This is a genomic window from Saccharomonospora sp. NPDC046836, assembly GCF_040645195.1.
Taxonomy (GTDB): Bacteria; Actinomycetota; Actinomycetes; order Mycobacteriales; family Pseudonocardiaceae; genus Prauserella_A.
The window spans coordinates 34,899-58,070 of the sequence record NZ_JBEYXW010000027.1 but is presented as its reverse complement, the minus strand read 5'-3'; the positions used below and the strand labels follow the sequence as shown (position 1 = coordinate 58,070).

At 69.4% G+C, this 23,172-nt stretch carries 27 protein-coding genes; 22 read left to right on the top strand and 5 right to left on the bottom strand.

Translation table 11 applies throughout. The annotated features are described in order from the left end of the window. Positions 1–14 precede the first annotated feature (14 nt). Positions 15–464 carry a pyridoxamine 5'-phosphate oxidase family protein gene (locus ABZ863_RS25895; RefSeq protein ID WP_358540463.1) on the bottom strand — a complete coding sequence of 150 codons (450 nt, stop codon included), beginning with the start codon at positions 462–464 and terminating at the stop codon, positions 15–17. Positions 465–475: 11 nt separating this feature from the next. After that, the gene (locus ABZ863_RS25890; RefSeq protein WP_358540460.1) at positions 476–1,369 is read right to left on the bottom strand and encodes a short-chain dehydrogenase/reductase; all 894 of its coding nucleotides are present in this window, start codon (positions 1,367–1,369) and stop codon (positions 476–478) included. A 127-nt stretch (positions 1,370–1,496) separates the two neighbouring features. On the opposite strand from ABZ863_RS25890, the gene ABZ863_RS25885 reads away from it, so the two are divergent. Continuing rightward, the gene (locus tag ABZ863_RS25885) at positions 1,497–2,327 is read left to right on the top strand and encodes an LLM class F420-dependent oxidoreductase (protein WP_358540457.1); all 831 of its coding nucleotides are present in this window, start codon (positions 1,497–1,499) and stop codon (positions 2,325–2,327) included. Between the two features lie 70 nt (positions 2,328–2,397). Continuing rightward, on the top strand, positions 2,398–3,426 hold the full coding sequence (gene fbaA / locus ABZ863_RS25880) for a class II fructose-bisphosphate aldolase (protein WP_358540454.1): 1,029 nt from the start codon (positions 2,398–2,400) through the stop codon (positions 3,424–3,426). A 22-nt stretch (positions 3,427–3,448) separates the two neighbouring features. Here fbaA and ABZ863_RS25875 read toward each other — a convergent pair whose 3' ends face one another. Beyond that, entirely contained in the window at positions 3,449–4,612 is a 1,164-nt protein-coding gene (locus ABZ863_RS25875; protein WP_358540546.1) for a hypothetical protein, read from the bottom strand. Between the two features lie 245 nt (positions 4,613–4,857). Here ABZ863_RS25875 and ABZ863_RS25870 point away from each other — a divergent pair, with 245 nt between their 5' ends. Further along, the gene (locus tag ABZ863_RS25870) at positions 4,858–5,274 is read left to right on the top strand and encodes a DUF3151 domain-containing protein (protein ID WP_358540452.1); all 417 of its coding nucleotides are present in this window, start codon (positions 4,858–4,860) and stop codon (positions 5,272–5,274) included. On the opposite strand, the gene ABZ863_RS25865 is transcribed toward ABZ863_RS25870, so the two are convergent. Then, the gene (locus tag ABZ863_RS25865; RefSeq protein WP_358540449.1) at positions 5,264–5,917 is read right to left on the bottom strand and encodes a hypothetical protein; all 654 of its coding nucleotides are present in this window, start codon (positions 5,915–5,917) and stop codon (positions 5,264–5,266) included. The genes ABZ863_RS25870 and ABZ863_RS25865 overlap by 11 nt on opposite strands. A 79-nt stretch (positions 5,918–5,996) precedes the next feature. Between ABZ863_RS25865 and ABZ863_RS25860 the strand changes: the two genes are divergently transcribed. The 8 genes from ABZ863_RS25860 to ABZ863_RS25825 all read left to right on the top strand — a co-directional run bounded on the left by ABZ863_RS25860 (position 5,997) and on the right by ABZ863_RS25825 (position 12,283). Next, on the top strand, positions 5,997–7,283 hold the full coding sequence (locus tag ABZ863_RS25860; RefSeq protein WP_358540446.1) for an adenylosuccinate synthase: 1,287 nt from the start codon (positions 5,997–5,999) through the stop codon (positions 7,281–7,283). Between the two features lie 68 nt (positions 7,284–7,351). Further along, entirely contained in the window at positions 7,352–7,831 is a 480-nt protein-coding gene (locus ABZ863_RS25855) for a hypothetical protein (RefSeq protein ID WP_358540443.1), read from the top strand. Further along, positions 7,828–8,079 carry a hypothetical protein gene (locus ABZ863_RS25850; RefSeq protein WP_358540440.1) on the top strand — a complete coding sequence of 84 codons (252 nt, stop codon included), beginning with the start codon at positions 7,828–7,830 and terminating at the stop codon, positions 8,077–8,079. The genes ABZ863_RS25855 and ABZ863_RS25850 overlap by 4 nt, the downstream gene beginning before the upstream one ends. A gap of 183 nt (positions 8,080–8,262) precedes the next feature. Further along, positions 8,263–8,892, top strand: a complete 630-nt coding sequence (locus tag ABZ863_RS25845; RefSeq protein ID WP_358540437.1) for a hypothetical protein — start codon at positions 8,263–8,265, stop codon at positions 8,890–8,892. Positions 8,893–9,029: 137 nt separating this feature from the next. After that, the gene (locus ABZ863_RS25840; protein ID WP_358540434.1) at positions 9,030–10,301 is read left to right on the top strand and encodes a hypothetical protein; all 1,272 of its coding nucleotides are present in this window, start codon (positions 9,030–9,032) and stop codon (positions 10,299–10,301) included. A 24-nt stretch (positions 10,302–10,325) separates the two neighbouring features. Further along, entirely contained in the window at positions 10,326–10,829 is a 504-nt protein-coding gene (locus tag ABZ863_RS25835) for a hypothetical protein (protein WP_358540431.1), read from the top strand. An 87-nt stretch (positions 10,830–10,916) separates the two neighbouring features. Next, positions 10,917–11,291 (top strand): MerR family transcriptional regulator, encoded by a 375-nt coding sequence (locus ABZ863_RS25830; RefSeq protein ID WP_358540428.1) that lies wholly within the window; start codon positions 10,917–10,919, stop codon positions 11,289–11,291. A 26-nt stretch (positions 11,292–11,317) separates the two neighbouring features. Continuing rightward, positions 11,318–12,283, top strand: a complete 966-nt coding sequence (locus tag ABZ863_RS25825) for an aldo/keto reductase (protein ID WP_358540425.1) — start codon at positions 11,318–11,320, stop codon at positions 12,281–12,283. Between the two features lie 55 nt (positions 12,284–12,338). Here ABZ863_RS25825 and ABZ863_RS25820 read toward each other — a convergent pair whose 3' ends face one another. After that, positions 12,339–13,475, bottom strand: coding sequence for a glycerophosphodiester phosphodiesterase (locus ABZ863_RS25820; protein ID WP_358540422.1), 1,137 nt, complete (start codon positions 13,473–13,475; stop codon positions 12,339–12,341). 144 nt (positions 13,476–13,619) lie between these two features. Here ABZ863_RS25820 and purD point away from each other — a divergent pair, with 144 nt between their 5' ends. The 11 genes from purD (at position 13,620) to ABZ863_RS25765 (ending at position 23,169) form a co-directional block, all read left to right on the top strand. Next, positions 13,620–14,882: a phosphoribosylamine--glycine ligase gene (gene purD / locus ABZ863_RS25815; protein ID WP_358540419.1), complete on the top strand. Its 1,263-nt coding sequence runs from the start codon at positions 13,620–13,622 to the stop codon at positions 14,880–14,882. A 129-nt stretch (positions 14,883–15,011) separates the two neighbouring features. Further along, positions 15,012–15,431 carry a hypothetical protein gene (locus ABZ863_RS25810; RefSeq protein ID WP_358540416.1) on the top strand — a complete coding sequence of 140 codons (420 nt, stop codon included), beginning with the start codon at positions 15,012–15,014 and terminating at the stop codon, positions 15,429–15,431. Next, on the top strand, positions 15,415–16,002 hold the full coding sequence (locus ABZ863_RS25805) for a DUF3558 domain-containing protein (RefSeq protein ID WP_358540414.1): 588 nt from the start codon (positions 15,415–15,417) through the stop codon (positions 16,000–16,002). The genes ABZ863_RS25810 and ABZ863_RS25805 overlap by 17 nt, the downstream gene beginning before the upstream one ends. 9 nt (positions 16,003–16,011) lie before the next feature. Then, positions 16,012–17,721 (top strand): magnesium chelatase, encoded by a 1,710-nt coding sequence (locus ABZ863_RS25800; protein WP_358540411.1) that lies wholly within the window; start codon positions 16,012–16,014, stop codon positions 17,719–17,721. Then, the gene (locus ABZ863_RS25795; RefSeq protein WP_358540408.1) at positions 17,718–18,488 is read left to right on the top strand and encodes an ESX secretion-associated protein EspG; all 771 of its coding nucleotides are present in this window, start codon (positions 17,718–17,720) and stop codon (positions 18,486–18,488) included. Before ABZ863_RS25800 ends, ABZ863_RS25795 begins: the two co-directional genes overlap by 4 nt. A gap of 119 nt (positions 18,489–18,607) precedes the next feature. Further along, complete coding sequence (locus ABZ863_RS25790) at positions 18,608–18,919, top strand: hypothetical protein (protein WP_358540406.1); 312 nt, start codon at positions 18,608–18,610, stop codon at positions 18,917–18,919. Continuing rightward, positions 18,919–20,043, top strand: a complete 1,125-nt coding sequence (locus tag ABZ863_RS25785) for a transglycosylase SLT domain-containing protein (protein WP_358540404.1) — start codon at positions 18,919–18,921, stop codon at positions 20,041–20,043. Before ABZ863_RS25790 ends, ABZ863_RS25785 begins: the two co-directional genes overlap by 1 nt. A gap of 68 nt (positions 20,044–20,111) precedes the next feature. Beyond that, on the top strand, positions 20,112–21,275 hold the full coding sequence (locus ABZ863_RS25780) for a hypothetical protein (protein ID WP_358540402.1): 1,164 nt from the start codon (positions 20,112–20,114) through the stop codon (positions 21,273–21,275). Positions 21,276–21,320: 45 nt separating this feature from the next. Then, complete coding sequence (locus ABZ863_RS25775; protein WP_358540400.1) at positions 21,321–21,641, top strand: hypothetical protein; 321 nt, start codon at positions 21,321–21,323, stop codon at positions 21,639–21,641. 43 nt (positions 21,642–21,684) lie between these two features. Beyond that, positions 21,685–22,848 carry an aminotransferase class I/II-fold pyridoxal phosphate-dependent enzyme gene (locus ABZ863_RS25770; protein ID WP_358540398.1) on the top strand — a complete coding sequence of 388 codons (1,164 nt, stop codon included), beginning with the start codon at positions 21,685–21,687 and terminating at the stop codon, positions 22,846–22,848. A 135-nt stretch (positions 22,849–22,983) separates the two neighbouring features. Next, positions 22,984–23,169: a hypothetical protein gene (locus ABZ863_RS25765; RefSeq protein ID WP_358540396.1), complete on the top strand. Its 186-nt coding sequence runs from the start codon at positions 22,984–22,986 to the stop codon at positions 23,167–23,169. The last annotated feature ends 3 nt before the right edge of the window (positions 23,170–23,172 follow it).

The window sequence follows — 23,172 nt, the reverse complement described above, 5'->3', positions numbered from 1 at the left end:
CTACGACGCGAAGTTCAGTAGACGCCGCCGAGTTTGGTGTGGTCCCAGCTGACGATCCTGGTCGGCGTGAACACCAGACCGACTCGCTTCGGCGCCTGCTGTGCGACGGCGGCAGGCGCATCCTGCCCGGTGTAGCGCAGCAGCAGTTCGGCGCCGATGGTCGCTACCGCGTCGGTGTCGTCGATGATCTCGACATCGCATTCCATGGACACGCCACGCAGCTTCTCGTAGGAGTCGCCGGATTCGATGAGGACCGTCGCCTCGGGCAGCCGGCGCAGGTTGGCGACCTTCTGGGACTTCCGGTAGGTCCACGTGGCCACGCTCTCGCCCCGTGGCACGTACCAGAGCGGGGCGACGTGCGGCCTGCCGCTCGGGTTCAGCGTCGCGACGTTGATGACCTTCTGCTCGGCGACGTAGGCGATGACCTCTTCCGTGGTCATTCTGATCTCGCCGCGACGTGACATCGTTGTGCCTCCTACCGGGTCGCCGCTCGGCCACCGTGTCCGGTGACGGCTGCCTCGCGAGCGCCACGGGCGGCGATGTCCGCCACCGCGGCGCGATCGGCTGCGGGCACGCGGGAGCGCGCACCGAGTTCGATGATCGGGGGCAGGAAGGCGCGAATCAACTTCAGCCCACCCACCCAGCGCGGGACGTGAACGGTGCGGGCACGCCGCCTGATGCCGGCTTCGAGGCAGTCGATGGCGACGCTCAGCGGGTAGGTCCTGCCGATGAGGCCGGGCATGCCCATACGGAGCCTGCCGAACACCGGGTGTGCGTCGGCGCTGTCCACGAGGTCGGTCCTGATCCACGTCGGATGCGCGACGCCGACCTTGACCCCGAGGTGGGCGACCTCGGCCCGCAGGCTGTTGCAGAATGCCTCGACCCCTGCTTTGGCGGCCGCGTAGTTGGCCATGCCGGGTACGTGGGTGATCGCCGCCAGTGACGAGATGGCCAGCAGGTAACCCTTGCGCTGGATGACGTGCGGCAGGGTGACCCGGAAGGTGCGCCACACGCCGAGGAGATCGACCTCGATGACCTTCTCGAAGGCGACCGGGTCCACCGACCGCACGAAGCCGGTCGTGGCGATACCGGCGTTGGCTACGACGATGTCGATGCCACCGAAGTGCTCGACCACGCCGCTCACGGCCTGCTCCAGCGCCTCCCAGCTTGTGACGTCGGCTTCCCAGGCCCGCGCCGCGGGGCCGATGCGGTCGGCCACCTCCTGCTGTTCGGTTGCTTCGAGGCCGACGAGCGCCACCTTCGCGCCGTCCGCGGCGAGCCGTTCGGCCAGCGCGGCACCGATCCCGCGCGCGGCACCGGTGATGAGGACGACCTTGTTTCGCACGGTGTTGCGGGTCAGGAACGCCACTGTGCCTCCCTCGGGGATGCCTCGCCCTGGCACCGTAGCCCAACTTACTCCCAGTAGGCTACTTGCTGGTAGGCAAATCTGTTCCGGCTCGGGAATGCGCCGCGTTCGAGTCGATGTTGCCGAAGGCATGACTGTGAACCTCGGAAAGTACGGAATCTGGCAGCGCGCCGGCCGGCTCAACGCGGAGCTCGCTCGCGAGTTGGAAGAGCTCGGGTACGGCACGATCTGGATCGGCAGCTCACCCCCCGGTGATCTGCGGATCGTCGAGGACCTGCTCGACGCGACCAGCACGATCGCCGTGGCGACCGGCATCGTGAACATGTGGACCGACGACGCCGCCACGGTTGCCGCCTCCTACCACCGCATCGTGGCCAAGTACCCCGACCGCTTTTTGCTCGGCGTCGGGATCGGCCATCCCGAAGCCACGCAGGAGTACCAGAAGCCCTACGGCAAGATCGTCTCCTACCTCGACGAGCTCGACGAGGCCGGCGTGCCCACCGAGGATCGGCTGCTCGCCGCGCTCGGTCCGAAGGTGCTGCGGCTCGCCGCCGAACGAACGCTGGGCGCGCACCCCTACCTGACGACGCCCGAGCACACGCGCGAGGCCCGCGAGATCCTCGGTGCCGGGACGCTGCTCGCGCCCGAGCAGAAGGTCGTGCTGGACACCGATCCCGTACGTGCCCGCGAGATCGCACGGCCGACCATCGCCATGCCGTATCTCCACTTGCGCAACTACCTGAACAACCTGCGCAGGCTCGGCTGGGATGATGCCGATCTCGCCGACGGCGGCAGCGACCGGCTCATCGACGCGCTCGCCGTTCACGGTGACGCACAGGCCGTGGCCCGCGGCCTGAACGCGCACCTCGACGCGGGCGCGGACCATGTGTGCATTCAGGTCCTCACGGCCGACGACGACCCGCGTCCCAGCTATCGCGCTCTGGCAGAAGTCCTGTTCTGACGCGCCGCCTCGCCACTGGTGGACCCTCTAGGATGCGGGGCACAGGAGCCAGTTTCGAGGAGGACAAACGATGCCCATCGCCACACCCGAGGTCTATGCGGAGATGCTGGACCGGGCCAGGGCGAACGAGTTCGCGTACCCGGCCATCAACGTGACCTCGTCGGAAACTGTGAACGCGGCGATCAGGGGGTTCGCGGAGGCGGAGAGCGACGGAATCATCCAGTTCTCCACCGGTGGCGCCGAGTTCGCGTCCGGCCAGGCGGTCAAGGACATGGTGACCGGCGCCACCGCGCTCGCCGAGTTCGCGCAGGTCGTCGCCGCGAAGTACCCGATCAACGTCGCGCTGCACACCGACCACTGCCCGAAGGACAAGCTCGACGGCTTCGTCCGCCCGCTGCTGCAGATCTCGCAGGAGCGCGTCAACCGGGGTGAGAACCCGCTCTTCCAGTCCCACATGTGGGACGGCTCGGCCATCGATCTCGACGAGAACCTCACGATCGCCGCCGAGCTGCTCGACAAGGCCGCCGCGGCGAAGATCATTCTCGAGGTTGAGATCGGCGTCGTCGGCGGCGAAGAGGACGGGGTCTCCAACGAGATCAACGAGAAGCTCTACACCGCCGAGGGCGACTTCGTGAAGACCATCGACGCACTGGGCTCCGGCGAGAAGGGCCGGTACCTGCTGGCGGCGACGTTCGGCAACGTACACGGCGCCTACAAGCCGGGTGCGGTGCAGTTGCGGCCCGACGTGCTCAAGAGGGGCCAGCAGGTCGCGGCCGAGAAGCTGGGTCTGCCCGAGGGATCGAAGCCGTTCGAGCTGGTGTTCCACGGTGGGTCCGGCTCACTGCTGCAGGAGATCCACGAGGCGGTGTCCTACGGCGTGGTGAAGATGAACGTCGACACCGACACGCAGTACGCCTTCTCACGCCCCATCGCCGACCACTTCTTCAAGAACTACGACGGCGTGCTGAAGATCGACGGCGAGGTCGGCAACAAGAAGGCCTACGACCCGCGCAGCTACCTCAAGCTCGCTGAGGGTGCCATGGCCAAGCGTGTTGCCGAGGCCGCTGAGAACCTCAAGTCCGCAGGCAAGAAGCTCTGAGCGGCTTCTCGTCGAGGTCCCTCTACCGGCCGATGGTGCCGGTAGAGGGGGTGCGGGCGCGGCGGGCGCCCGCGAACCAGAGCGCGGCGACGCAGGCCAGCACCACCGGTGCCGTCCAGTAGGCCACCGGTGGCGCCGACTCGGTCAGTGCGTCGCCGAGCAGCCAGGGCCGTAGCTGCGCCTGCAGCCACAACGCGCCGTAGCCGAATCCGGTGACCAGTGCGGCGCCCACCGCGAACCGCAGTGGGTGCCGTGCGAAGCGGAACGCCATATCGACCGCGAGCCCGACGAACACGAGGTAGAACGGCACGGTCGAGGTCGGGAAGTCGGCGGCGAGCAGCAGCGGCCAGATCACCGCGCGGTAGAGGACGTATGCGCCCGCGACCGTCGTCGCCGTCCACGCGCGCCCAACGGTGTGCCGCGCGGCGGTCAGGATGAGCGCCATCACGCCGATGCCCCACACCGGGTAGACCCAGTCGTCGATGGGCAGCGCGAAGTGGATCACGGCTTCCCTGTCGACGCTGCGGCCGATGTCCTGTGCGGCGAACTCCAGCAGCGCCGGCTCGGCGTAGGGTTCGCCGCGCTCCCAGGAGCGCAGTTCGAGGATGCCGTACTCCTGCTGCCCGTTCGGGAAGAACGTGTTCTCCAGGAACAGGGCCCACAGTGCGGTCAGCAGCACCGCCCGCACCGGTCCCGGCGGCGCGAACTTGAGCCAGCCGTCGATGACACCGAGCAGCATCACGCCGGTGCCCAGGTACAGCAGGCCGTGCGTGGCGCTCCACGCGGTCAGGTCGAGCCCGCTGACCCGGTGGTTGATCACGTCCAGCGGTGCGGCGATGAGGAACATCACCAGGCCGGCCTGCATGAGCCGCAACGAGCGCCGGTCGCAGCCCATGCCGGTGTAGGTGTGGATCATCACCAGGACGCAGATGATGACCGTGCCCACCGTGTTGATCAGATGCGGCGGTGCCAGGTCGTCGCGCAGCCATTTGAAGTGCCATGACATGTCCCAGGACGCGCCGATGACCTTGCAGGCGAAGGCGACGAGCCAGACGCCGTAGCAGTAGCGGACAACCCACTCGGGGGTCGGCGTGCCCGGCGCCCCGCGCTGCCAGTGGAGCCGGAAGAACAGTTTGGTCTTGGCGACCGGACCCCTCGGGATGCCGGAATCCGCCACTTCCGGCATGGACGCCGCATTCGTCACGCGTGCATCATGCCCGCTGCCCTCTGTGGCGGGTAGAGCAACGAGCGGAAATCCGGTTTCACCCTTAAGGGGCACATGGTTGCCGCAGCGTCGGCGTAGTGCAGAGTGTTGGCCATGATGCCGAAACGAGTCGTTGCCGCCGTGCTGGTGGCGGCGCTGGTGTTGGGTGGCAGCGGCATTCTGGTCGCCGTCTTCCTCTGACGCGCCCGTGTTGCAGAATGTGCGGTATGACGCACGGCAATCTCCTCGAACCGGACGCCACCAAGCTGCCCGAGCGGCCTGACGCGCAGGCCGCGTTGGATGCCGGCACTGACCCGGCCGAGGTCGCCGCTGAGCACCCCGATTTCAGCGAGGCCTGGGCCGCGCTCGCCGAGCAGGCACTGGCCGGCGGGCAGGTGGTCGCCGCGTACGCCTACGCGCGCACCGGCTACCACCGTGGCCTTGACCAGCTGCGCCGCGCCGGGTGGAAGGGTTTTGGGCCGGTGCCCTGGAGCCACCGGCCCAACCAGGGCTTCCTGCGTGCACTGGCGGCGCTCGCCACTGCCGCGGGCCGAATCGGTGAGACCGACGAGTACGAGCGGTGCAAGAAGTTCCTCACCGACTCCGACCCGGCTGCCGCCGAGGCCACCGGCCTCAAGGACTAGCAGGCAGGACCAGCCGGAGGTCGCTGGTGTGCCGGTACCACGTCCAGCGCTCCACCGGCCGTGGATAGGGCACCCCGTCGGACTCCGGGACCATCGGTTCCCCGCCGAACTGGAACGCCCTGGCCGGGAAGTCCTCGCGCCGCTTCACCAGCCGGCCGCGGGTGACCGTGGCCACCAACCCGGCGGTGCCCGCCGCGGGGCGGACGGCGATCGACTGTGCCTCCCCGCGCAGTGCGGTCGTGTCGTCGCAGTAGGCGACGCCGCGCGGACCGCGCAGCACACCCTGGCCGAGGAGCACGCCGCCGCCGTCGTCCCGGATCAGCGGCACGGGGTGGGCGGTGCCGGTCAGTGCCAGTTCCAGCGCCCGCCTGCGGTCGGTCGGCAACCGCCACACCGCGGCGACGGCCGAACCGGCATCCGTCGGCACGTATCCCACGGTGGTCGCGTCGAGTTTCTCCTTGCGGACCAGGCGAAGTACCACGGCGGCCAGGTCGGCGTCGGTGCCGACCACGACCAGTTCAGCGGCCAGTAGTGGATCGACCTCAGCACGGCCGGGACGCGCCGGAAGCGTCTCCAACCGCACCCCCGCCGGTGCCGCGAACCCCTCCTCGGCACGCCCGCAAACGAGCACCACTCCCCGCACCCGAAACTCCTCGGTTAGGCTCATGCACCGGCATTTCCAGCGCCAATGTTTCCTGCCGTTCGAATACCAGGAGTGTCACATGCCGGCCATCGTGCTCATCGGCGCCCAGTGGGGCGACGAAGGCAAAGGCAAGGCCACCGACCTGCTCGGCGATCGGGTCCAGTGGGTGGTCCGCTACCAGGGCGGCAACAACGCGGGCCACACGGTCGTCCTGCCCGACGGTCAGGACTTCGCCCTGCACCTCATCCCGTCCGGCATCCTCACGCCGGGCGTCACCAACGTCATCGGCAACGGCGTCGTGGTCGACCCGGGCGTCCTGCTCGAGGAGCTCTCGGGATTGGAGAAACGCGGCGTCGACACCAGCAGGCTGCTCATCTCCGCCGATGCGCACCTGATCATGCCGTACCACGTCGCGATCGATAAGGTCACCGAGCGTTACCTCGGTGCCAAGAAGATCGGCACCACCGGCCGCGGTATCGGCCCGTGCTACCAGGACAAGATCGCCCGCGTCGGCGTCCGCGTGCAGGATCTGCTGGACGAGAAGATCCTCCGGCAGAAGGTCGAGGCAGCACTGGAGTTCAAGAACCAGGTGCTGGTGAAGGTCTACAACCGCAAGGCGCTCGACCCGGCCGAGGTCACCGACACCGTCCTCGCCCAGGGTGAGAAGTTCGCGCACCGGATCGCCGACACCCGCCTGCAGCTGAACCAGGCACTCGAGCGGGGCGAGACGGTGCTGCTGGAGGGCTCCCAGGGGACGCTGCTCGACGTCGATCACGGGACCTACCCGTTCGTGACGTCGTCCAACCCGACCTCCGGCGGGGCGAGCGCGGGCTCGGGCATCGGCCCCGGCCGCATCACGACTGTGCTCGGCATCCTCAAGGCGTACACGACGCGGGTCGGTTCCGGGCCGTTCCCGACGGAGTTGCACGACGAGGCTGGCGAGAACTTGCGCAAGGCGGGCGGCGAGTTCGGCGTCACCACCGGCCGCTCCCGGCGCACTGGCTGGTTCGATGCGGTCATCGGGCGCTATGCCGTCCGCGTCAACGGCATCACCGACTACTTCCTCACCAAGCTCGACGTGCTCTCCGGTCTGGAGAAGGTGCCGGTGTGCGTGGCGTACGAGGTCGACGGCTTCCGTACCGAGGACATGCCGATGACCCAGACCGACGTGCACCACGCGGTGCCGATCTACGAGGAGCTGCCGGGCTGGTGGGAGGACATCAGCCAGTGCCGCACCTTCGAGGAGCTGCCGGCCAACGCCCGCGCGTACGTCGAGCGGATCGAGGAACTGGTCGGCGCACGCATCTCGGCGGTCGGCGTCGGGCCGGGCCGTGAGCAGACGATCGTGCGCCACCAGTTCGCCTGATCGGGGCCGAAAGCCTTACCTACCGGCTGACGGTTGGCCACCGGAGACTTTCGAGGTAGTTTGAAAGTATGACCGCGCCAGAAATCAACTTCTCCGAGCTGGTGAACAAGCCCAAGGAGACCGTGAGCAAACTGCAGCGGTCCCAGGGGCGGTATGTTCGCGTCCGGCGCAGGGACGGGGAAGATCTGGTGCTGGCAACAGCCAGTCGCGCGGCCGCCGAGACCGAGGTCAGTTCGGTCACCACCAAGCTCTTTGTAGCTCTCATGCAGCGTGACGAGAGAGTTCGCGCGCTGGTCACGGAGGTTCTGCCGGTCGCTTTCCCGTGGGTGCGGTTCTTGCCCAAGGAAGACGTTCAGGCCTTCATCGTTGAGCTGGTGGAGGTTCTCGAGAGCGCGGAATCGCTGCAGAATCCTGCTCCTGTCGCACACGTGATCACGACCTGGCGGAATACCGCCAACGTCCACGCCGACCCCGAGTTGCTTGCGATCCTGCAGCAGGAAGGCGAAGACCTGGGGCCGGTTGCCGAGCCTGACGCGATGGGCGCATGAGCCCGAAACGGGGCGATGAAGTGGCGCCGCCCGTAGTCGGTGACGAATGGGAGATCAAGTACGCCAAGTCCGACGCGGTGCAGGGCTGGAAGGAACTCAGCAACACGGCTCGTGGCAACGCTCGGAAGGAGTGGGAGATCATGCGCTCTCGCCCAGGGCGGCAACCGACTGCACGGCATCACCAGCTCAAAGGGACGCTCTCGGCGGGTACTGGCTGGAGTACGCCGGCGCCGGGCACCCGAAGGTGACCGAGTAGCGCAGGAACGCCAGCCCGCGCCGATGTGTTCGCGCTTACGAACCGTCGCGACCAGCGGAGCTGTGCGGAGCCCTTCTAGCCCGGCGCAACACTTGCGAGGCGGGTGTGCCAGAAGCGGGCCACGCACGACATCGCTATGGGTAGCATCCGCCACATGATCGAAGGTTTGTCTGCTATGCGCAGTACGCGCCTCCTCGCCGCCCTGGTCGCGGCCTCCCTCACGCTGACGGCCTGCGCATCCGGCGAAGGCGCGTCGCAGGCCGACGACACCACGACGACAGCGGACGAAGGGCAGGCGACGCCGGCACTGGAGAAGCTGTCCGGCGACCAGCTGTGCGGCCTGCTCCCCGCCGCGGCCATCGAACAGCACCTCGGCACCACGGTGCGAGGCAGCGAGGGCGGCGAACGGGGCCGCGCCCCCGAGATGCAGTCGCCGTACTTCCTCACGCGCGAGTGCGAGTACGACACCGACGGGTTCCCGAGCCTGTCCACCGACGTGACCACCGAGTGGGACGACAACACCTCGGACGACGAGGTCCTGCGGAAGGTGTTCACCGACAGCGCGAGCGAGTCCGGCACCGAGGGCGACTACGAGCGCGTGCAGGGCCTCGGCGACGTCGCCGGCTTCGGCGGTGACGCGACACTGTCCAACGCCGACGTCGCCGCGAGGCACCTCGGCGTGGTGTTCCACGTCGGCGGCGAGCGCTTGCTGCTGACGGTCAGCACGCTGGGGAAGGCCGACCTCGCCCAGGTGCGGCCGCTGGCCGAGCAGGTGCTCAGCGGACTGGAGCAGGCCCTGAGGTAGCGGGCAGGCTACCCGACAGGCGTCCGCTTCACGCTGATTCAGCTTTTTTAGCGGATTATCCCTCGGCGTTGACGATGACCGGTTAAGTTGCGTCCTGACCGGCGAGCAACCGCCGGCACCGACGATGACCTGGGGGGATGATGGGCTACGAGGTCAACGAGGCGCAGCTGGCCGACTTCGGCTTCTACCTGAGCGCCGAGGCTGGCTACACGCTGCCGAGCATCGAGAGGCTCGCACGCGACGAGGGCATGAGCTCCGACGGGTTCAAGGGAGTGCTCGAACCGCTCGGCGACGTCGTCAAGGGCGAGGCGTCGGTCGTCGTGGGCGAGGCGTTCAGCCTCATGCAGCGCAAGCTGTGCGACCTCGGCGACGCCGTCATCGCCGCGGCGAAGACCTACGGCTACACCGAGAAGGAGACCACCTCCCTCTTCGAGCGCAACGGGCTCGGCGGCGACACCGGTGAGGAGATCACGTTCGGGTCGGGCTACGGCAACGGCGACGGCTACGACCGGCACCTGGAGGGCGGCTCGTCCTCCTTCACCTACACGGAGCTCGACCTCGCGCAGGTCGAGCGGGGTGACGCGTCGTTCGCCGACGAGGTCGACGCGGGCGCGGTGCTCACGGTGCTCGACTGGATCTGGTCCGAGTTCGGCGTCGCGGGAGGGAAGTCCTTCACCGACTCGATCCTCGAACCGCTCGCGGGCAACCCCAACAGCATCAGGGCCAACGGCGAGGCATGGGTGAGCGTCGGGGGCAACTTCGGCCTGCTGGCCTCGAACATGCTCGACAACGCGGCCAAGCTCGCCGCGGAGGCCTGGGAGGGCGAGGCGGCGGACGCCTTCCGCGAGTTCCTCTCGCAGTACTGGGAAAAGGGCGCGGTCTGGGCGGGTGAGCAGCTCGGCGAGTTCATCGCGAAGGGCTTCGAGAAGATCGCCGAGGTGTCGATCGCCATCGCGCAGCTGGCCGTCGACGCGATCAACAAGATCATCAAGGTCGCGGGCAAGATCGCGGCGAAGTTCATCCCGTATGTGGGCTGGGCCTGGACGGCGATCGAGTACCTCGCGAAGGCGGCGAGCTACCTGCCCGGTGCCGACTTCGACATCGACGCCCTGCACGACAACATCATGGAGATCATCGACCTGGCCCAGAAGGTCTTCGCGCTGTACGAGTCTCTCGAACAGGTCGTCGCCACGATGCAGGACTACTTCAACACCGCCCAGGAGCTCCTCGACACCGTCAAGGCGATCCCCGAGATCAGCAGCGTCGAGGACGCGGCGAGCACCTACACCACGATCAACGACAACCTCGCCGCGCTCGAGGAGCAGACGGGCACGCTGCAGGAGAACCTCGACGACGCCGAGGGCAAGCTCACCGAGCTGGACGAGATCGCCGCGGACGCGGGCCGCTGACGCGGCGACGAGGGGATGACGACAATGCGTTTTCAGTCCGGAGACGACTACCGGTCGACGCGGATGGTGCAGGCCGAGCGGGAGCTCGACGGCCGGATCGACTTCGCCTTCAGCAGGGCACGCATACTGCAGGAGAAAGCCGAGGAGGTCGAGCAGAAGCTGGCCAAGGACGCCCAGCCCCCGACGAACGAGGAGGTCGCGCGCTTCAAGGCCTATGTGCTCGGCCATGCGCGTACCGAGGAGTGGCAGGTGGTGGTCGAACGGATCGGCCGGGGCGAGCTGACCTGGCGCCAGATCGTCGAGAGCGTCGCCGAGGGGCGGCTGGACAGGGACGTCTCGGCCGCGATGGCGTCGCTGACCAGAGTGCCGCCCACGACCATGGAGTCACTGACGCAGAGCGGCGTGCTCCCTGATCTCGACAAGGCCGCAGCCGAGGACAAGGACGAGAAACCTGCACAGGACACGCGGCACGAGCGCCCCGCGCTGTCCGACGACGAGTGGTTCGAGGACCAGTCGTTCCTGCGCTAGTGCCACGCCGAGCCCGACGCGTTCGAGTATGCAGATGAGGCTCGCGTCGCTTGACCTGGAGTGCACTCCAGGTGCCACTCTGGGTAGGTGAGCTTCTACTCCCCGGCCCAGGTCGCCGAGAAGACCGGGTTCAGCATCGACACGCTCCGTTACTACGAGAAGATCGGGCTGCTGCACACGGTCGACCGCACGCCGGGTGGCCGTCGCCGGTTCTCCGACGCCGACCTCGGCTTCCTGCGCCTGCTGCGCTGCCTGCGCGATACGGACATGCCGATCGCCGACATGCTCCGGTTCGTCGAGTTGCTTCGCGGCGGTGAGGCGTGCCGGCAGCAACGCGTCGAGGTGCTCAAGGCACACGATCGCCGCGTCGAGGAGCAGATCGCGCAGCTGCGGGAAAACCAGCGGTTGCTCCGGCACAAGATCGAGGTGTACTCGGCACCTCAGCCTGCGGCAGCGAGCTGACCAGCCCGAGCACAAGAGGAGAAGCTGTGGAGTACCTCGAGGTACCGGGCACCGGCATGCGCCTTTCGCGGCTGGTGCTCGGCACGATGACGTTCGGTGACGCGGTGGATCGCGACACGGCGGCCACCATGCTCGAGATCGCCGCCGACGCCGGCATCACCATGTTGGACACCGCCAACGGCTACGCGGGCAGCGCGTGCGAGAGCCTGCTCGGTGAGCTGCTCGCCGGGCGGCGGGACCGGTTCCTCATCGCGAGCAAGGTCGGCATGCCGCATCCGGACGCCGACGGTGCGCCACCGCTGTCGCCCGAGGCCATCCGCCGCTGCGTCCGCGGCAGCCTCGAGCGGCTCCGTACCGACTACCTCGACGTGTACTACCTGCACCAGCCCGACCGGCGGACGCCACTGGCGGACACCGTCGGTGCACTCGCCGAGCTCGTCGAGCAGGGGATCGTGCGACAGGTCGGCGTCTCGAACTTCGCTGCCTGGCAGATCGCCGAGCTGCGCCATATCGGTGGACCGCAGCCACTGTTCTCGCAGCCGCTGTACAACCTGATCAGCCGCCGGGTCGAGGAGGAGTACCTGGAGTTCGCGCGGCACGTGGGGCTGACCAACATCGTCTACAACCCGCTCGGCGGTGGTCTGCTCACCGGCAAGCACCGGTTCGGCGAGACGCCTGCCGGTGGACGTTTCGGCGACTCGGCGCTCGGGGAGATGTACCGCAGGCGCTACTGGGATGCTCAGCTGTTCGAGGCGGTCGACGCGCTGGGCGCCGTTGCCCGCGAGGCGGGTGTGACGTTGCCCGAGCTGGCTCTGCGCTGGTTGCTCTCTCGCGCCGATGTCGGTGCCGTGCTCATCGGCTCCTCCCGCGTCGAGCACCTGAAGTCCAATGTGGATGCCGCGCTGGGTGGCGCGTTGCCGGCCGAAACAGCGCAGCGCTGCGATGAGGTGTGGCAGCGTCTGCGCGGCCCGGTCCCCGCCTACAACCGCTGAGGCGAAAAGAAGGGCACTGGTGGGCGGGCGCGCCCACCAGTGCCGGTGTTCGTCACTACGCCGTCGCCCGCTCGGCGGTGTAGGCCTTGACCGCCTCGATCGCGATGTCGGGGTGGTCGGCGAAGAGGCCGTCGATGCCGGTCGCGAGGAAGGCCTCGTACTCGGCGAAGATGTCACCCCACTGCGCCGGGTCGGCCGAGGACCTGAAGTCGGCCGGCAGGAAGTTGTTCTCGGCGCGGAACGTCCAGGGGTGCACGGTCAGACCGACGCGGTGCGCGTCCGCGACGAGCGTGGTCGGCTGCGTCAGGTAGCCGTTCGCGTCCCGCGGGATGATGCGGTCCTTCTGCGGGCCGAGACCCTTGGCATAGGACGCGATCTCCCGCAGGCCCTTCGGCGTCAGCAGGTCGCTGTAGGTGCGGGGGTCACCGGAGACCGTGAAGTCGTAGGGCTTGCCCGAGCCGTCGACCAGCTGTACGAGCGGCACCCGCACCTGCTTGCTGAGCGCCTTGAGGTTGCCCACCTCGAAGGACTGGATGTAGACCTTCGCGTTCGGGCGGTTCAGGCCATTGCGGGTGAGGGTGCGCACCAGCTCGGGCTCCAGCGGCAGACCCTGCTCGCGGAAGTAGGTCGGGTGCTTGGTCTCCGGGTAGATGCCGATCTGCCTGCCCAGCTCCTTCGAAAGGCGCTTGGCGAGGTCGATCACCTCCTGCAGGGTCGGCACCTCGAACCGGCCGTCATAGATCGTGTTGCTCGGCCGCAGCTGAGGGATGCGCTCCTTGGCCCGCAGCGTCTTGAGCTCCGCGAGGGTGAAGTCCTCGGCGAACCAGCCGGTCACCTCGACACCGTCGAGCAGCTTGGTGGTCTTGCGGTCGGCGAACTCCGGCCGGGTGGAGACGTCGGTGGTGCCGCCGATCTCCGGCTCGTGCCGGGCGACCAGCACGCCGTCGGAGGTGATGACCAGGTCGGGCTCGATGAAGTCGGCGCCCATGCGCGCGGCGAGCTCGTAGGAGGCCAGCGTGTGCTCGGGGCGGTAGCCGGAGGCCCCCCGGTGCGCCACGATCACCGGCCCGTTGTCACCACGACCCGCGTTCACCGCGGCGTCCGTGGCAGCGTGCACGGGACTCGTCACGCTGGCCATGCCGAGCACGGCGAGCGCGCTCATTGCGACCAGCACCAGTCGCTGTCGAAACATTCTGTGCCCTCTCTTGCTGACGCGTCAGGGAGCTACGACTGAGACACCCTCGCGGGCAGTGACGACACCCCAGCGACACCGCGGCGGCAGCCAGGAGACATGCCGGTGAACGGCAGGAGACCGGCGCCGCTACGCTGGTCACCTGTGCGCGTCCTGGTAATCGGCTCCGGAGCCCGTGAGCACGCCATCGTTCTTGCCGCATCCCACGACCCCGCGGTCACAGCACTCGGCTGTGCCCCCGGTAACGCGGGAATCGCGGCGCTCGCCGAGCCACTCGGCGTCGACCTCACCGACCCGTCCGCGGTCGCCGCGCTCGCCGGGAGGTGGCAGGCGGACCTTGTGGTGATCGGACCCGAGGTGCCGCTGGTCGCCGGCGCCGCCGACGCGGTCCGCAAGGCCGGCATCCCCTGCTTCGGCCCCTCCGCCGCGGCAGCGCGCATCGAGGGTTCCAAGGCGTTCGCCAAGGAGATCATGGGCGCAGCCGGGGTGCCGACCGCACGCAGCGAGGTCGTGGACAACCCCGCCCGTCTCGACGCCGCGCTCGGCCGGTTCGGCCCCACCTGGGTGGTGAAGGACGACGGGCTGGCCGCGGGCAAGGGCGTGGTGGTCAGCCCGGACCTGGCGCTGGCTCGCAAGCACGCGCTGATGCTGCTCGACGGTGGGCACCCTGTGGTGCTCGAATCGTTCCTCGACGGCCCGGAAGCGTCGCTGTTCTGCCTGGTCGACGAGCGGACCGTCGTGCCGCTGCTGCCCGCCCAGGACTTCAAGCGGGTCGGCGACGACGACACCGGCCCCAACACCGGCGGCATGGGCGCCTACGCCCCGTTGCCGTGGGCGCCCCCCGGACTGGTCGATGACGTCGTGGCCACGATCGTGCAGCCGGTCGTCGACGAGCTCGCCGCACGCGGCACGCCGTTCTCCGGCCTCCTCTACGCCGGGCTGGCCCTGACCAGCGAGGGCCCGCAGGTGATCGAGTTCAACTGCCGCTTCGGCGACCCGGAGACGCAGGCTGTGCTCGCGCTGCTGCGCACCCCCATCGCTGGGCTGCTGCACGCCACTGCCACCGGCAAGCTCGCCGAGCACCCACCGCTGGAGTGGGCCGACGGCTCGGCCGTCACCGTGGTGGTCGCCGCCGACGGCTACCCCGGCAAGCCCCGTACCGGCGACGTCATCACCGGTAGTGAGGCCGAGGGCCTCCTGCACGCGGGGACCCGGCGCCGGGACGACGGTGCCATCGTGTCGAACGGTGGCCGTGTGCTCTCCGTCGTCGGCACCGGCGAGGATCTCGCGGCGGCGCGGGCGCAGGCCTACGAGCGGGTGGGCAGGGCCCACCTGCCGGGCTCGCACCACCGCACCGACATCGCCCTGCGCGCCGTGAATGGCGAGATCGTGTTCCCCGTTCGCTGACCTGCTCCGCGAGATTCGCGGGAACCGAGATCCGGTCTCGTTCGTCGAACCGTCGCCAATAGTCCACCCGGGGTTGGTAGCCTGCGGTGGGAAATGGACCGGCTACCGAACGTAGCAGGGAGTGCGCGCATGCCAGAGACGACCGGCTCGTTCATGCCGTTCGCGACGATCTTCGACGGCGGTAGCCAGCTCACCGGGAGCGTTCCGTCAGTTCCGAACGCCCGCGACATCGAGGTGGCGCCGGACAAGATTCTCGAGGTGGCCGGCGTCATCGACGAGCAGGCAGGCGTTCTGCAGGAGAAGCTCGCTCAGCAGCTCGGTGCGCTGCGCGTCCCGACGCCGTCGGAGGACATTGTCTCGACCAACGTGGTCGAGGTCTGGAACGAGGTCATCGCCGGGCACGAGGGCTCCTACGAGCGCAAGGTCCGCGAGTACGTGCAGGGTCTGCGTGAGCTGGCCGAGCAGCTGCGTACCGCGAGCGGCACCTACGCGGTCGACGACGAGGAGAAGGCGGCGAGCTTCGGGGACCGGCGTGTCTACGAGGCTTGACGTGCTCTGCTGCGGTGCGTTCGTCACGCTGCTGCTCGCCGGGTGCACGACCAGCGAGGTCGGCGAAGCGAGCCTAGCGTCAACCGATGCCGCCTCGCCCTCGTTACCCGCGCCGCCTGAGGAGGAGCTGCCCCTCGCCGGCGTCGACCCGTGCTCGCTGTTCACCGAAGCCCAACTGGACGAGCTGAAGGTCAACAGCGAGCCCCGCGCAACGCAGGACGGCCGCGACGGTCCCACCTGCTCACTGGATGTCGACCTCACCGCGCCGTACTACAGCTACTACGTGGAGGCGATCACCACCGCCGACATGCAGGACTGGGTGGACGGTGAGCGCAGGAACACGAGCATGACCACATTGAGCGCACGAGTGGCCGGCATCCCGGCACTGGTGCACTACGCGAAGGGGTCCAGTCCGAGCGACTGCGAGGTGCTGGTCGGCGTGGCCGACGGGCAGACCCTGCGTACCCAGCTCTATCCCACCGACCCGAGCGAGTTCAGCCAGGAGCAGATGTGCGGGCTGGCCACGGAGGCGGCCACGCTCGCCGTGCAGACCCTGAAGGCCACGAGGTAAGGACCCGATATGGACAACCTCGACATCTCGGTGCTGGTCGAGCGGATCGGCGACCACCGGTTCGATGGCTACACCGACAACATGCTCGCCGACGAGATCGACCGGTTTCGGTCCGGACCGGGGATCAGCGGTATCAGCGATGCTGTCGCCGCACTCAAGGCCGTGGCCGAGTCGCTGTCGGAGACCGACGACACGCTTCGCAGGGAGCTCGGCAAGCTCGGCGTGGAGTGGAGTAGCGATGCGGGCAGGCAAGCGGGCGAGACGGTGACGCGGCAGGCGGACTTCTCCGCCGAGGCCAACGACAAGGTCAACGACTCGGCTGAGCGGATCTTCGCGCAGGGCGAGGCGTTCAACCGGACGCTGCACAAGCTGCCGGACGCGCAGAGCCTGCGGCAGGGTGCCGGCGGCTATGGCCTTTTCGACTCGGTGGCCAGTCTCCTCGGCTTCGAAACCGACAACACCCGCCGGGTCGCCGAGGCCAGGGAGGCCAGGCAGCAGGCGCTCCAGGCGCTCAACTCCTACGCGCAGAACTCCGGGGAGAACCTGGCGGGCACGCAGGAGCTGGGCTCGCCGCGTGCGGTGGTCGCCGACACGGGGCCGCGGCTACCCGGTGCCATCGACGCGGGTGGTGGTCCCGGCGACGTCACCATCGCCGCGGGCGCCGCGAACACCCCGGTACCGCCACCGGTCCCTGCGCCAGGGCCCGCCGTGGCTCCTGCCACCGGCGCCGCCGCCAACGTGCCAACGCCCGCGCTTGGTCTACCGGTCCAGCAGCCGGCCAGGCGAAGCACGGGCAGCGTGGGCGCCGCGCCGGGGACGGCTCCGCACCAGGCGACCGCGCCGAGTAGCGCGCCCACTGCCCCCACGCCGGTCACCAGTGTCGCGGGGGTCTCCAGGCAGGTACCGCAGTACCAGCAGCCCGGCACCGTCAGCGGAAGTGGCAGTGCGAGCGTGACGCCGAGCACCGGTGTGCCCGCGGTGCCTACCGGCTCTGGTGCCGCCCCGGGCACGGTGTCCCCGTCCCCGCCTCCGGCGACCGGCGGTGTCGTGACAGGCCCACGCGCGCCCGGTGCGGCAGTGCCCGGCCCCATCGGCGGGACGCCCGGTGCGCCTGGCGGAGCAGCCGTGCCCGGCTCCTCCGGCGGTGCGGGCGGTGCCAGTGGCGCACCACCGGCGGCCGGCGCGGTCGTCGGCAAGTCCGCCACACCGGGTGCGGGCGGCGGTGTGGGCGGCGCAGCCGAGCAGCAGCCGCTGGCCAAGGGCAAGTCCTTCGGCGCGGTGCCCCAGCCCAGTGTGCCGGGTGGCACCGTCAGCAGCGGCGGGTTCACCGCCGTGCCGCGTGGTGCCTCTGTCAACGACCTCGGCGCCGGTGCGGCCGCGCTCGCCGCCGGCGGCGTCGCTGGTGCCCTGAGTGGCGATGACGCTCGCCGCGGCCGGGGTGTGGGACGCAGCGCGCCGGGTGCCGCCCGTTCGCCGCACCAGCTCGCCATCGGTGACCTGCCCGAGGAGGAGGCGAAGGCCCAGCGCAACTCCGAGCGGCTCAGCCCGCGGGCCGAACGCCAGCGGGGCGGGTTCCTCGAGAAGGCCGCGCCGCAGCAGGGTGGCGAGGACGATGCCACCCACGTGCGCCGGTACGGCGTCGATGACACGGACCTGTTCACCGACCAGCGCATGGTCGCACCTGACGTGCTCGGTGACGATGCGGACGGGCGCCGGTGAGCGCAGGCGGCAGCGTGGTCCTGTCCACGCTGGAGTTCGACGTGCTCTGGGAAGCTGCGCGGTTGCCGGAGCGGCATGTCGCGATCGATGTCGCCAGCCCCGGCGCGACCCACAGTGAGCGGGCTGCCCTGGTGGACCGTGCGTGGGAGTCACTGGCGCAGCGACGGCTCGCCAGGGGGCGCAAGGCCGCCCCGGAACTGGTCGACATGCTGAACCTCTTCGTGCAGCCCAAGGTCGCCATCGACGTGTGGGTGTGGGCCGACCGGCAGATCTCCGGCCTCGCCGTCAGCACCGGCAGCCAGGCGTTGCTCGGCGTGGTCGACGGCGACGAGGTCTGGCTCATCCCGGCCAGCGACACGGCGCTGCCCCAGGCCGCCATCTCGGTGGCGGGTGAGCTCCCGCCCGGTGTCGGGCGCTCGGTGAGCGTGCCGCACGACGTCCTGGTGGAGGCGGACGCCGCGGCACGTGGTGACGCCAAGGCGCTCGTGACCGCGCTGGAGGACCGCGGCGTCGCGCTGTGGCAGGCGCAGGAGCTGGCCGGGATGCTCATGGGTGCGGTGTCGCGGGGTCAGTTCGGAGTGCAGCGGCTCGGCCGCGACGGGCAGGTCCACCGGGCGAGCCGGGTGATCGCCTTCTTCGACACCGACGCAGGGCGGTACCTCTTCCAGGTGCAGGCCGGCGGCGACGGGCAGAACTGGGCAACGGTGACGCCGGCGGACAATTCCCTGCTCGTGCAACGGGTTTGGGAGCTACTCGACGAGGTCTGAGCCGGCGTGATCGCGCGCGGACGCGCGGGCCGGGTCGTACAGTTGGCCGGAACCGCCATGGGGATCGACGCGTCGAACCGGCGGACACAGATGGGGTGTGTGAAGGGGATGACGGAGCCGTGCCCGTATACGACGCAGAGTCGATGAACATCACGGCGGGAATGGTCGACAGGATTGCCGAGGACTTCCGCACGTCGAAGGCGCAGCTGAAGGGCGTCGAGGGGGAGAGCCCGTTCGGTGACGTCGAGGACCCGGAGAACCCGGACCAGGCGTCGGGCACTCTGGGCTCCTTCACCACGGGGATGCAGAGCGAGTTCGAGACCGCGGCCGGATTGATGACGGCTGCCAGCACGGCGTTGCGTGACGCCGTGCGCGCCATGACCGAGGCCGATGCCGTCGCGGCCGACAACCTGACCGTGCGGGATCTCTGATGGCAGGCGCGGGAATCCCGGCGGAATGGTCCGATGTGGAGGCCAAGGCCGGCAAGGTCGACAAGGTCAACCCGGGTGAGATCCAGGAAGTCGCGCGGCAGTTCGACGACGCGTCACGCAACGCGGGCGACCACACCGCTGCGCTGACCAACGCGGCGGCCCCGCTGCGGGACGGCGGCGTGTGGGACGGCCCCGCTGCCGACGCGTTCTTCGACTACGTCAACCAGGTCGCGGCAGCGGGCAACAAGGTCAAGGACAAGCTCGACGAGGTCGCGCGGGAGCTGACCACGCTGCAGGAGACGCTTGCCAACCTCAAGCAGCAGATCCAGAGCACCAAGGAGGATGCGCGGCGCGCCATCGACAACCGCAACAACGAGGCGGAAGGTCAGGCGCAAGCCGCGCGCGCGGCCATGCAGGCGTTTCACAACGGCGAGCGGGACGCACCGCCGTCGCCAACAGCAGAGGAGATCATCCAGGCCGCGGGCCGGGACAACAGCCGCACTGCCGGCGACGCGGCCCGCCGGATCGACGACCTGCTCGGGCAGTCCAACGAGGCGATCCAGCGCGCTCAGCAGCTGATGAAGACCGAGGTCGATGGTGGGTTCGCCACGGTGCCGCCACCGGGCGGCTCGGGTTCGCAGATGCAGTCGACCGGCGAGATCAGCGGCGGCGGTTCCGGTTCGGGCGGGGGCGGCGGCTCCGGCGGCGGTGGTGGTGCCGGCGGGCTCGGCCCCAGTGGGGGTCCGCCGTCGAGCGGTCCGCCGCCGGGCAACGTCGAGCAGTGGATTCGCGAGGCCATCAGGATTCTGCAGGCCAACGGGATTCCGGTGACCGAAGAGAACATCGACGAGATCTGGACCATCATCGAGAAGGAGTCCGGCGGCGACCCGCACGCCATCAACCTCTGGGACTCCAACGCTGCCAAGGGCATTCCGTCGAAGGGCCTGATGCAGTGCATCGACCCGACGTTCCAGGCCCACAAGCTGCCCGGGCACGACGACATCTACAACCCGGTGGACAACATCATCGCCGGGGTTCGTTACACCTTCGACCGCTACGGCGGCTTCGAAGGGCATCCGGGGCTGAAGGCGATGGCCTCCGGCGGGGGTTACCAGGGCTACTGAGTCCAGCATGAAGATCCCCTCATCGCAGGCTCAGACCGGATTCACGGTGCCCGGCGATCGTAAGATCCATGAGCGAATCCGGATGGGTCCCGGCCGAGGCCGACCTCGCGCGACTGTGGGCAGGCGCGGCCGATGTGGCCGGCGGGACGGTGACCGGATGCCGCACCACCCAGTTCGACGTCCAGCCGGGAGCGGCCACCACGGTCGCGGCTCAGGTGGACATCGCCTGGCCGGGTGGCGAGCACACCACTGAGACCTTCGGCGCGACCACCTCGGCGCATGCCGCGGCCGCGCTGCGGATGTCCGACGGTGCCCGCGAGGTCGGTGTCTGGAGCTTCCCGCACGACCCCGCCCTGCCAGGCCTGCCCGCAGCGCTCGACCCCCACCGAATGCGGCGTCTCGTCGCCGCGCTCGGACTCGGCGACGACGACGTGCGGCTGCGGGTGCGGGTGCGGGCGTACCGGCCGTGCCGGCGCGCGGTGGTCGAGGTGCGGACACCGCGAACGAGCCTGTTCGTCAAGGCCGTCCGGCCGCACCGGGTCGAAGCCCTGCACCGCCTGCATCGCGCGGCTGGCCGGGCCAGGGTGCCGGACAGCATCGGCTGGACCGACGACGGTCTGCTCGTGCTCGCCGGGCTGCCCGGCAGGCCGCTGAGGCACCTGCTCCTCGGCGGTGGCCCAATCGGCGTCGATCCCGCGGACATCGTCGCCGCGTTGCATGCGCTGCCCCCTGAGTTCGGCGAACGCCCCGCTCGCCCCGGCTGGGGGCAGCGGGCGAGGCATTACGCCGATGTGGTGGCGGCCGTGTTGCCCGAGGCGGGGCCTGCCGCGCACGTGATCGCCGATGCGGTGATGTGCACCGGCGAGCCGGCTATTCCCGTGCACGGGGACTTCTACGACAGCCAGCTCCTCGTCCGGGACGCCGAGCTGACCGGCCTGCTCGACATCGACACCGCCGGGGCGGGCGACCGCTACGACGACCCCGCCTGTCTCCTCGGCCACCTCGCCGTGCTGGCACAGGTGCGGCCGGAGCGCTCAGCCGTCGTCGACGGCTTCGCCGCACGCTGCTTTGCCGAGTTCGCCCGGCACTGGGACCTCGGCGTGCTGCGCACTCGCGTGGCCGCGGTCGTGCTGTCACTGGCAACGGGCCCGCACCGCGTGCGGGAGCCGCAGTGGCGCACGGCGACCTGGCAGCGGCTCGAGCTCGCGCGCCGCTGGCTGACCGCTGCCTGAACACCCCTGGTTGTTCGCCAATCACCGAGAGAAAGGAAATCCGATATGACCGAGAAGAACCGGCGTCCCTGGCTGGTGGTCGCGGCGACCGGTGTCGTCGCCGGAGTGGGCGGGCTGCTCGCCGTCGCGAGTACCGCGTCGGCAGATGTGCGGCTCAACGACACCAAGGTGCCCACCCAGGTGCAGCTCGTGGACTACGCCCAGGACAACGGCCACTACACCGACGACTCACCCGAGTCTGCTGATTCGCCGGAGTCCGCTGATTCGCCCGAGTCTGCCGACTCGCCGGAGAGCCCGGCCAGCCCGCTGAGTCCGTTGAGTCCGCCCAGCCCAGCGAGCCCGGACACTCCGGACAGCCCGCGCTGACGCACCGGCCGGGACCGGGAGGGGAGCGCCTACGCTCGGGCGCATGGTCGAGTTCGCTCCCTTCTCCGGTCCGGCGCAGCGGGCCGACGTGGCTCCCTTCCACGTCATGGAGGTGCTCTCGGCGGCGCAGGCCCGCCAGCGCAGTCACGGTGACGTGATCGCACTCTGCGCGGGGCAGCCCACTGCCGGTGCACCACGCCCCGTCCTGGCGGCGGCGGAGCGAGCGTTGGCGGACGGCGACCTCGGCTACACCGTCCAGCTGGGGATTCCGGAACTGCGCGAGGCGATCGTCGGCCACTACGACCGCACCTACGGCCTGCAGGTCAGTCCACAGGACGTGATCGTCACGACCGGCTCCTCCGGCGGGTTCCTGCTGTCGTTCCTCGCCGCGTTCGACGCAGGCGACCGCGTGGCGATGGCGAGGCCCGGCTACCCGGCCTACCGCAACCTGCTCTCGGCGCTGGGCTGTGAGGTCGTCGAGTTCGCAACCGACGAGCGCACCCGGTTCCAGCCGACCACCGACCTGCTCGACGACCTCGGTCCCATCAAGGGCCTCATCGTCGCCAGCCCGAGCAACCCCACCGGCACCGTGCTGCCGCCCGGCGAGCTGGCCGCGATCGCAGGCTGGTGTTCCGCACGTGGCGTCCAGCTGATCAGCGACGAGATCTACCACGGCATCTCGTATGAGACCGAGCTCGGCTGCGCGTGGCAGACCTCCACCGAGGCGCTCGTGCTCGGTTCGTTCTCGAAGTACTTCGCGATGACCGGCTGGCGGCTCGGCTGGATGCTGGTCCCCCAGCGCCTGCACCGGGCCGTCGACGTGCTCACCGGCAACTTCAACATCTGCCCGCCTGCGCTGGCGCAGCGTGCTGCCGTCGCGGCGTTCACGCCGGAGTCCTACGCGGAGCTGGACGGCCACGTGGCGCACTACCGCGCCAACCGCGACCTGCTGCTCAAGGGGCTCGGCGAGCTGGGCCTCGACCGCGTGGCACCTGTCGACGGCGCGTTCTACGCCTATGCCGACGTCTCCGCCCACACCGAGGACAGCCTCAGCTGGTGCCAGCGGCTACTCGCCGACACGGGCGTGGCCATCACGCCCGGCATCGACTTCGATCCCGTGAACGGGGGCCGGTTCGTCCGGTTCTCCTTCGCCGGCGCCGAGCACGAGGTCACCGAGGGCGTGCGGAGGCTGGGGGCCTGGCTGTGACCCGATCCGGTGGTAGCGGGTCAGGGGGAACCCGGACATTTCCCTGAACGTTGGCCATGTTGTGGGGCATCCGGACCTGCCTCATGCCAACCTGGGTGGACAGGACGGCTTCTCGGAGTGCAGCGGAGGATGATCATGTTCTGGAAGATCGTCGGGGGTCTGCTTCTGGCTTGGCTCGCCTTCATGGTGATCGGGTCCGTGGTGGGCTTCCTGGTGCAGGCAGTCTTCTGGATTGCCGTCATCGGTGGCGTGGCGTTCCTTGGCGCGGCGGCGTACGGAGCGATCAAGGGTGGGGGCGACAAGAAGCAGATCCGCTCCTGACCC

Bases quoted from the DNA above. Each gene is read 5' to 3' on its own strand.
- ABZ863_RS25895 (WP_358540463.1), bottom strand. From the start codon at position 464: ATGTCACGTCGCGGCGAGATCAGAATGACCACGGAAGAGGTCATCGCC.
- ABZ863_RS25885 (WP_358540457.1), top strand. From the start codon at position 1,497: ATGACTGTGAACCTCGGAAAGTACGGAATCTGGCAGCGCGCCGGCCGG.
- fbaA (WP_358540454.1), top strand. From the start codon at position 2,398: ATGCCCATCGCCACACCCGAGGTCTATGCGGAGATGCTGGACCGGGCC.
- ABZ863_RS25875 (WP_358540546.1), bottom strand. From the start codon at position 4,612: ATGCCGGAAGTGGCGGATTCCGGCATCCCGAGGGGTCCGGTCGCCAAG.
- ABZ863_RS25870 (WP_358540452.1), top strand. From the start codon at position 4,858: ATGACGCACGGCAATCTCCTCGAACCGGACGCCACCAAGCTGCCCGAG.
- ABZ863_RS25860 (WP_358540446.1), top strand. From the start codon at position 5,997: ATGCCGGCCATCGTGCTCATCGGCGCCCAGTGGGGCGACGAAGGCAAA.
- ABZ863_RS25855 (WP_358540443.1), top strand. From the start codon at position 7,352: ATGACCGCGCCAGAAATCAACTTCTCCGAGCTGGTGAACAAGCCCAAG.
- ABZ863_RS25850 (WP_358540440.1), top strand. From the start codon at position 7,828: ATGAGCCCGAAACGGGGCGATGAAGTGGCGCCGCCCGTAGTCGGTGAC.
- ABZ863_RS25845 (WP_358540437.1), top strand. From the start codon at position 8,263: ATGCGCAGTACGCGCCTCCTCGCCGCCCTGGTCGCGGCCTCCCTCACG.
- ABZ863_RS25840 (WP_358540434.1), top strand. From the start codon at position 9,030: ATGATGGGCTACGAGGTCAACGAGGCGCAGCTGGCCGACTTCGGCTTC.
- ABZ863_RS25835 (WP_358540431.1), top strand. From the start codon at position 10,326: ATGCGTTTTCAGTCCGGAGACGACTACCGGTCGACGCGGATGGTGCAG.
- ABZ863_RS25820 (WP_358540422.1), bottom strand. From the start codon at position 13,475: ATGTTTCGACAGCGACTGGTGCTGGTCGCAATGAGCGCGCTCGCCGTG.
- ABZ863_RS25810 (WP_358540416.1), top strand. From the start codon at position 15,012: ATGCCAGAGACGACCGGCTCGTTCATGCCGTTCGCGACGATCTTCGAC.
- ABZ863_RS25800 (WP_358540411.1), top strand. From the start codon at position 16,012: ATGGACAACCTCGACATCTCGGTGCTGGTCGAGCGGATCGGCGACCAC.
- ABZ863_RS25785 (WP_358540404.1), top strand. From the start codon at position 18,919: ATGGCAGGCGCGGGAATCCCGGCGGAATGGTCCGATGTGGAGGCCAAG.
- ABZ863_RS25780 (WP_358540402.1), top strand. From the start codon at position 20,112: ATGAGCGAATCCGGATGGGTCCCGGCCGAGGCCGACCTCGCGCGACTG.
- ABZ863_RS25775 (WP_358540400.1), top strand. From the start codon at position 21,321: ATGACCGAGAAGAACCGGCGTCCCTGGCTGGTGGTCGCGGCGACCGGT.
- ABZ863_RS25770 (WP_358540398.1), top strand. From the start codon at position 21,685: ATGGTCGAGTTCGCTCCCTTCTCCGGTCCGGCGCAGCGGGCCGACGTG.
- ABZ863_RS25765 (WP_358540396.1), top strand. From the start codon at position 22,984: ATGTTCTGGAAGATCGTCGGGGGTCTGCTTCTGGCTTGGCTCGCCTTC.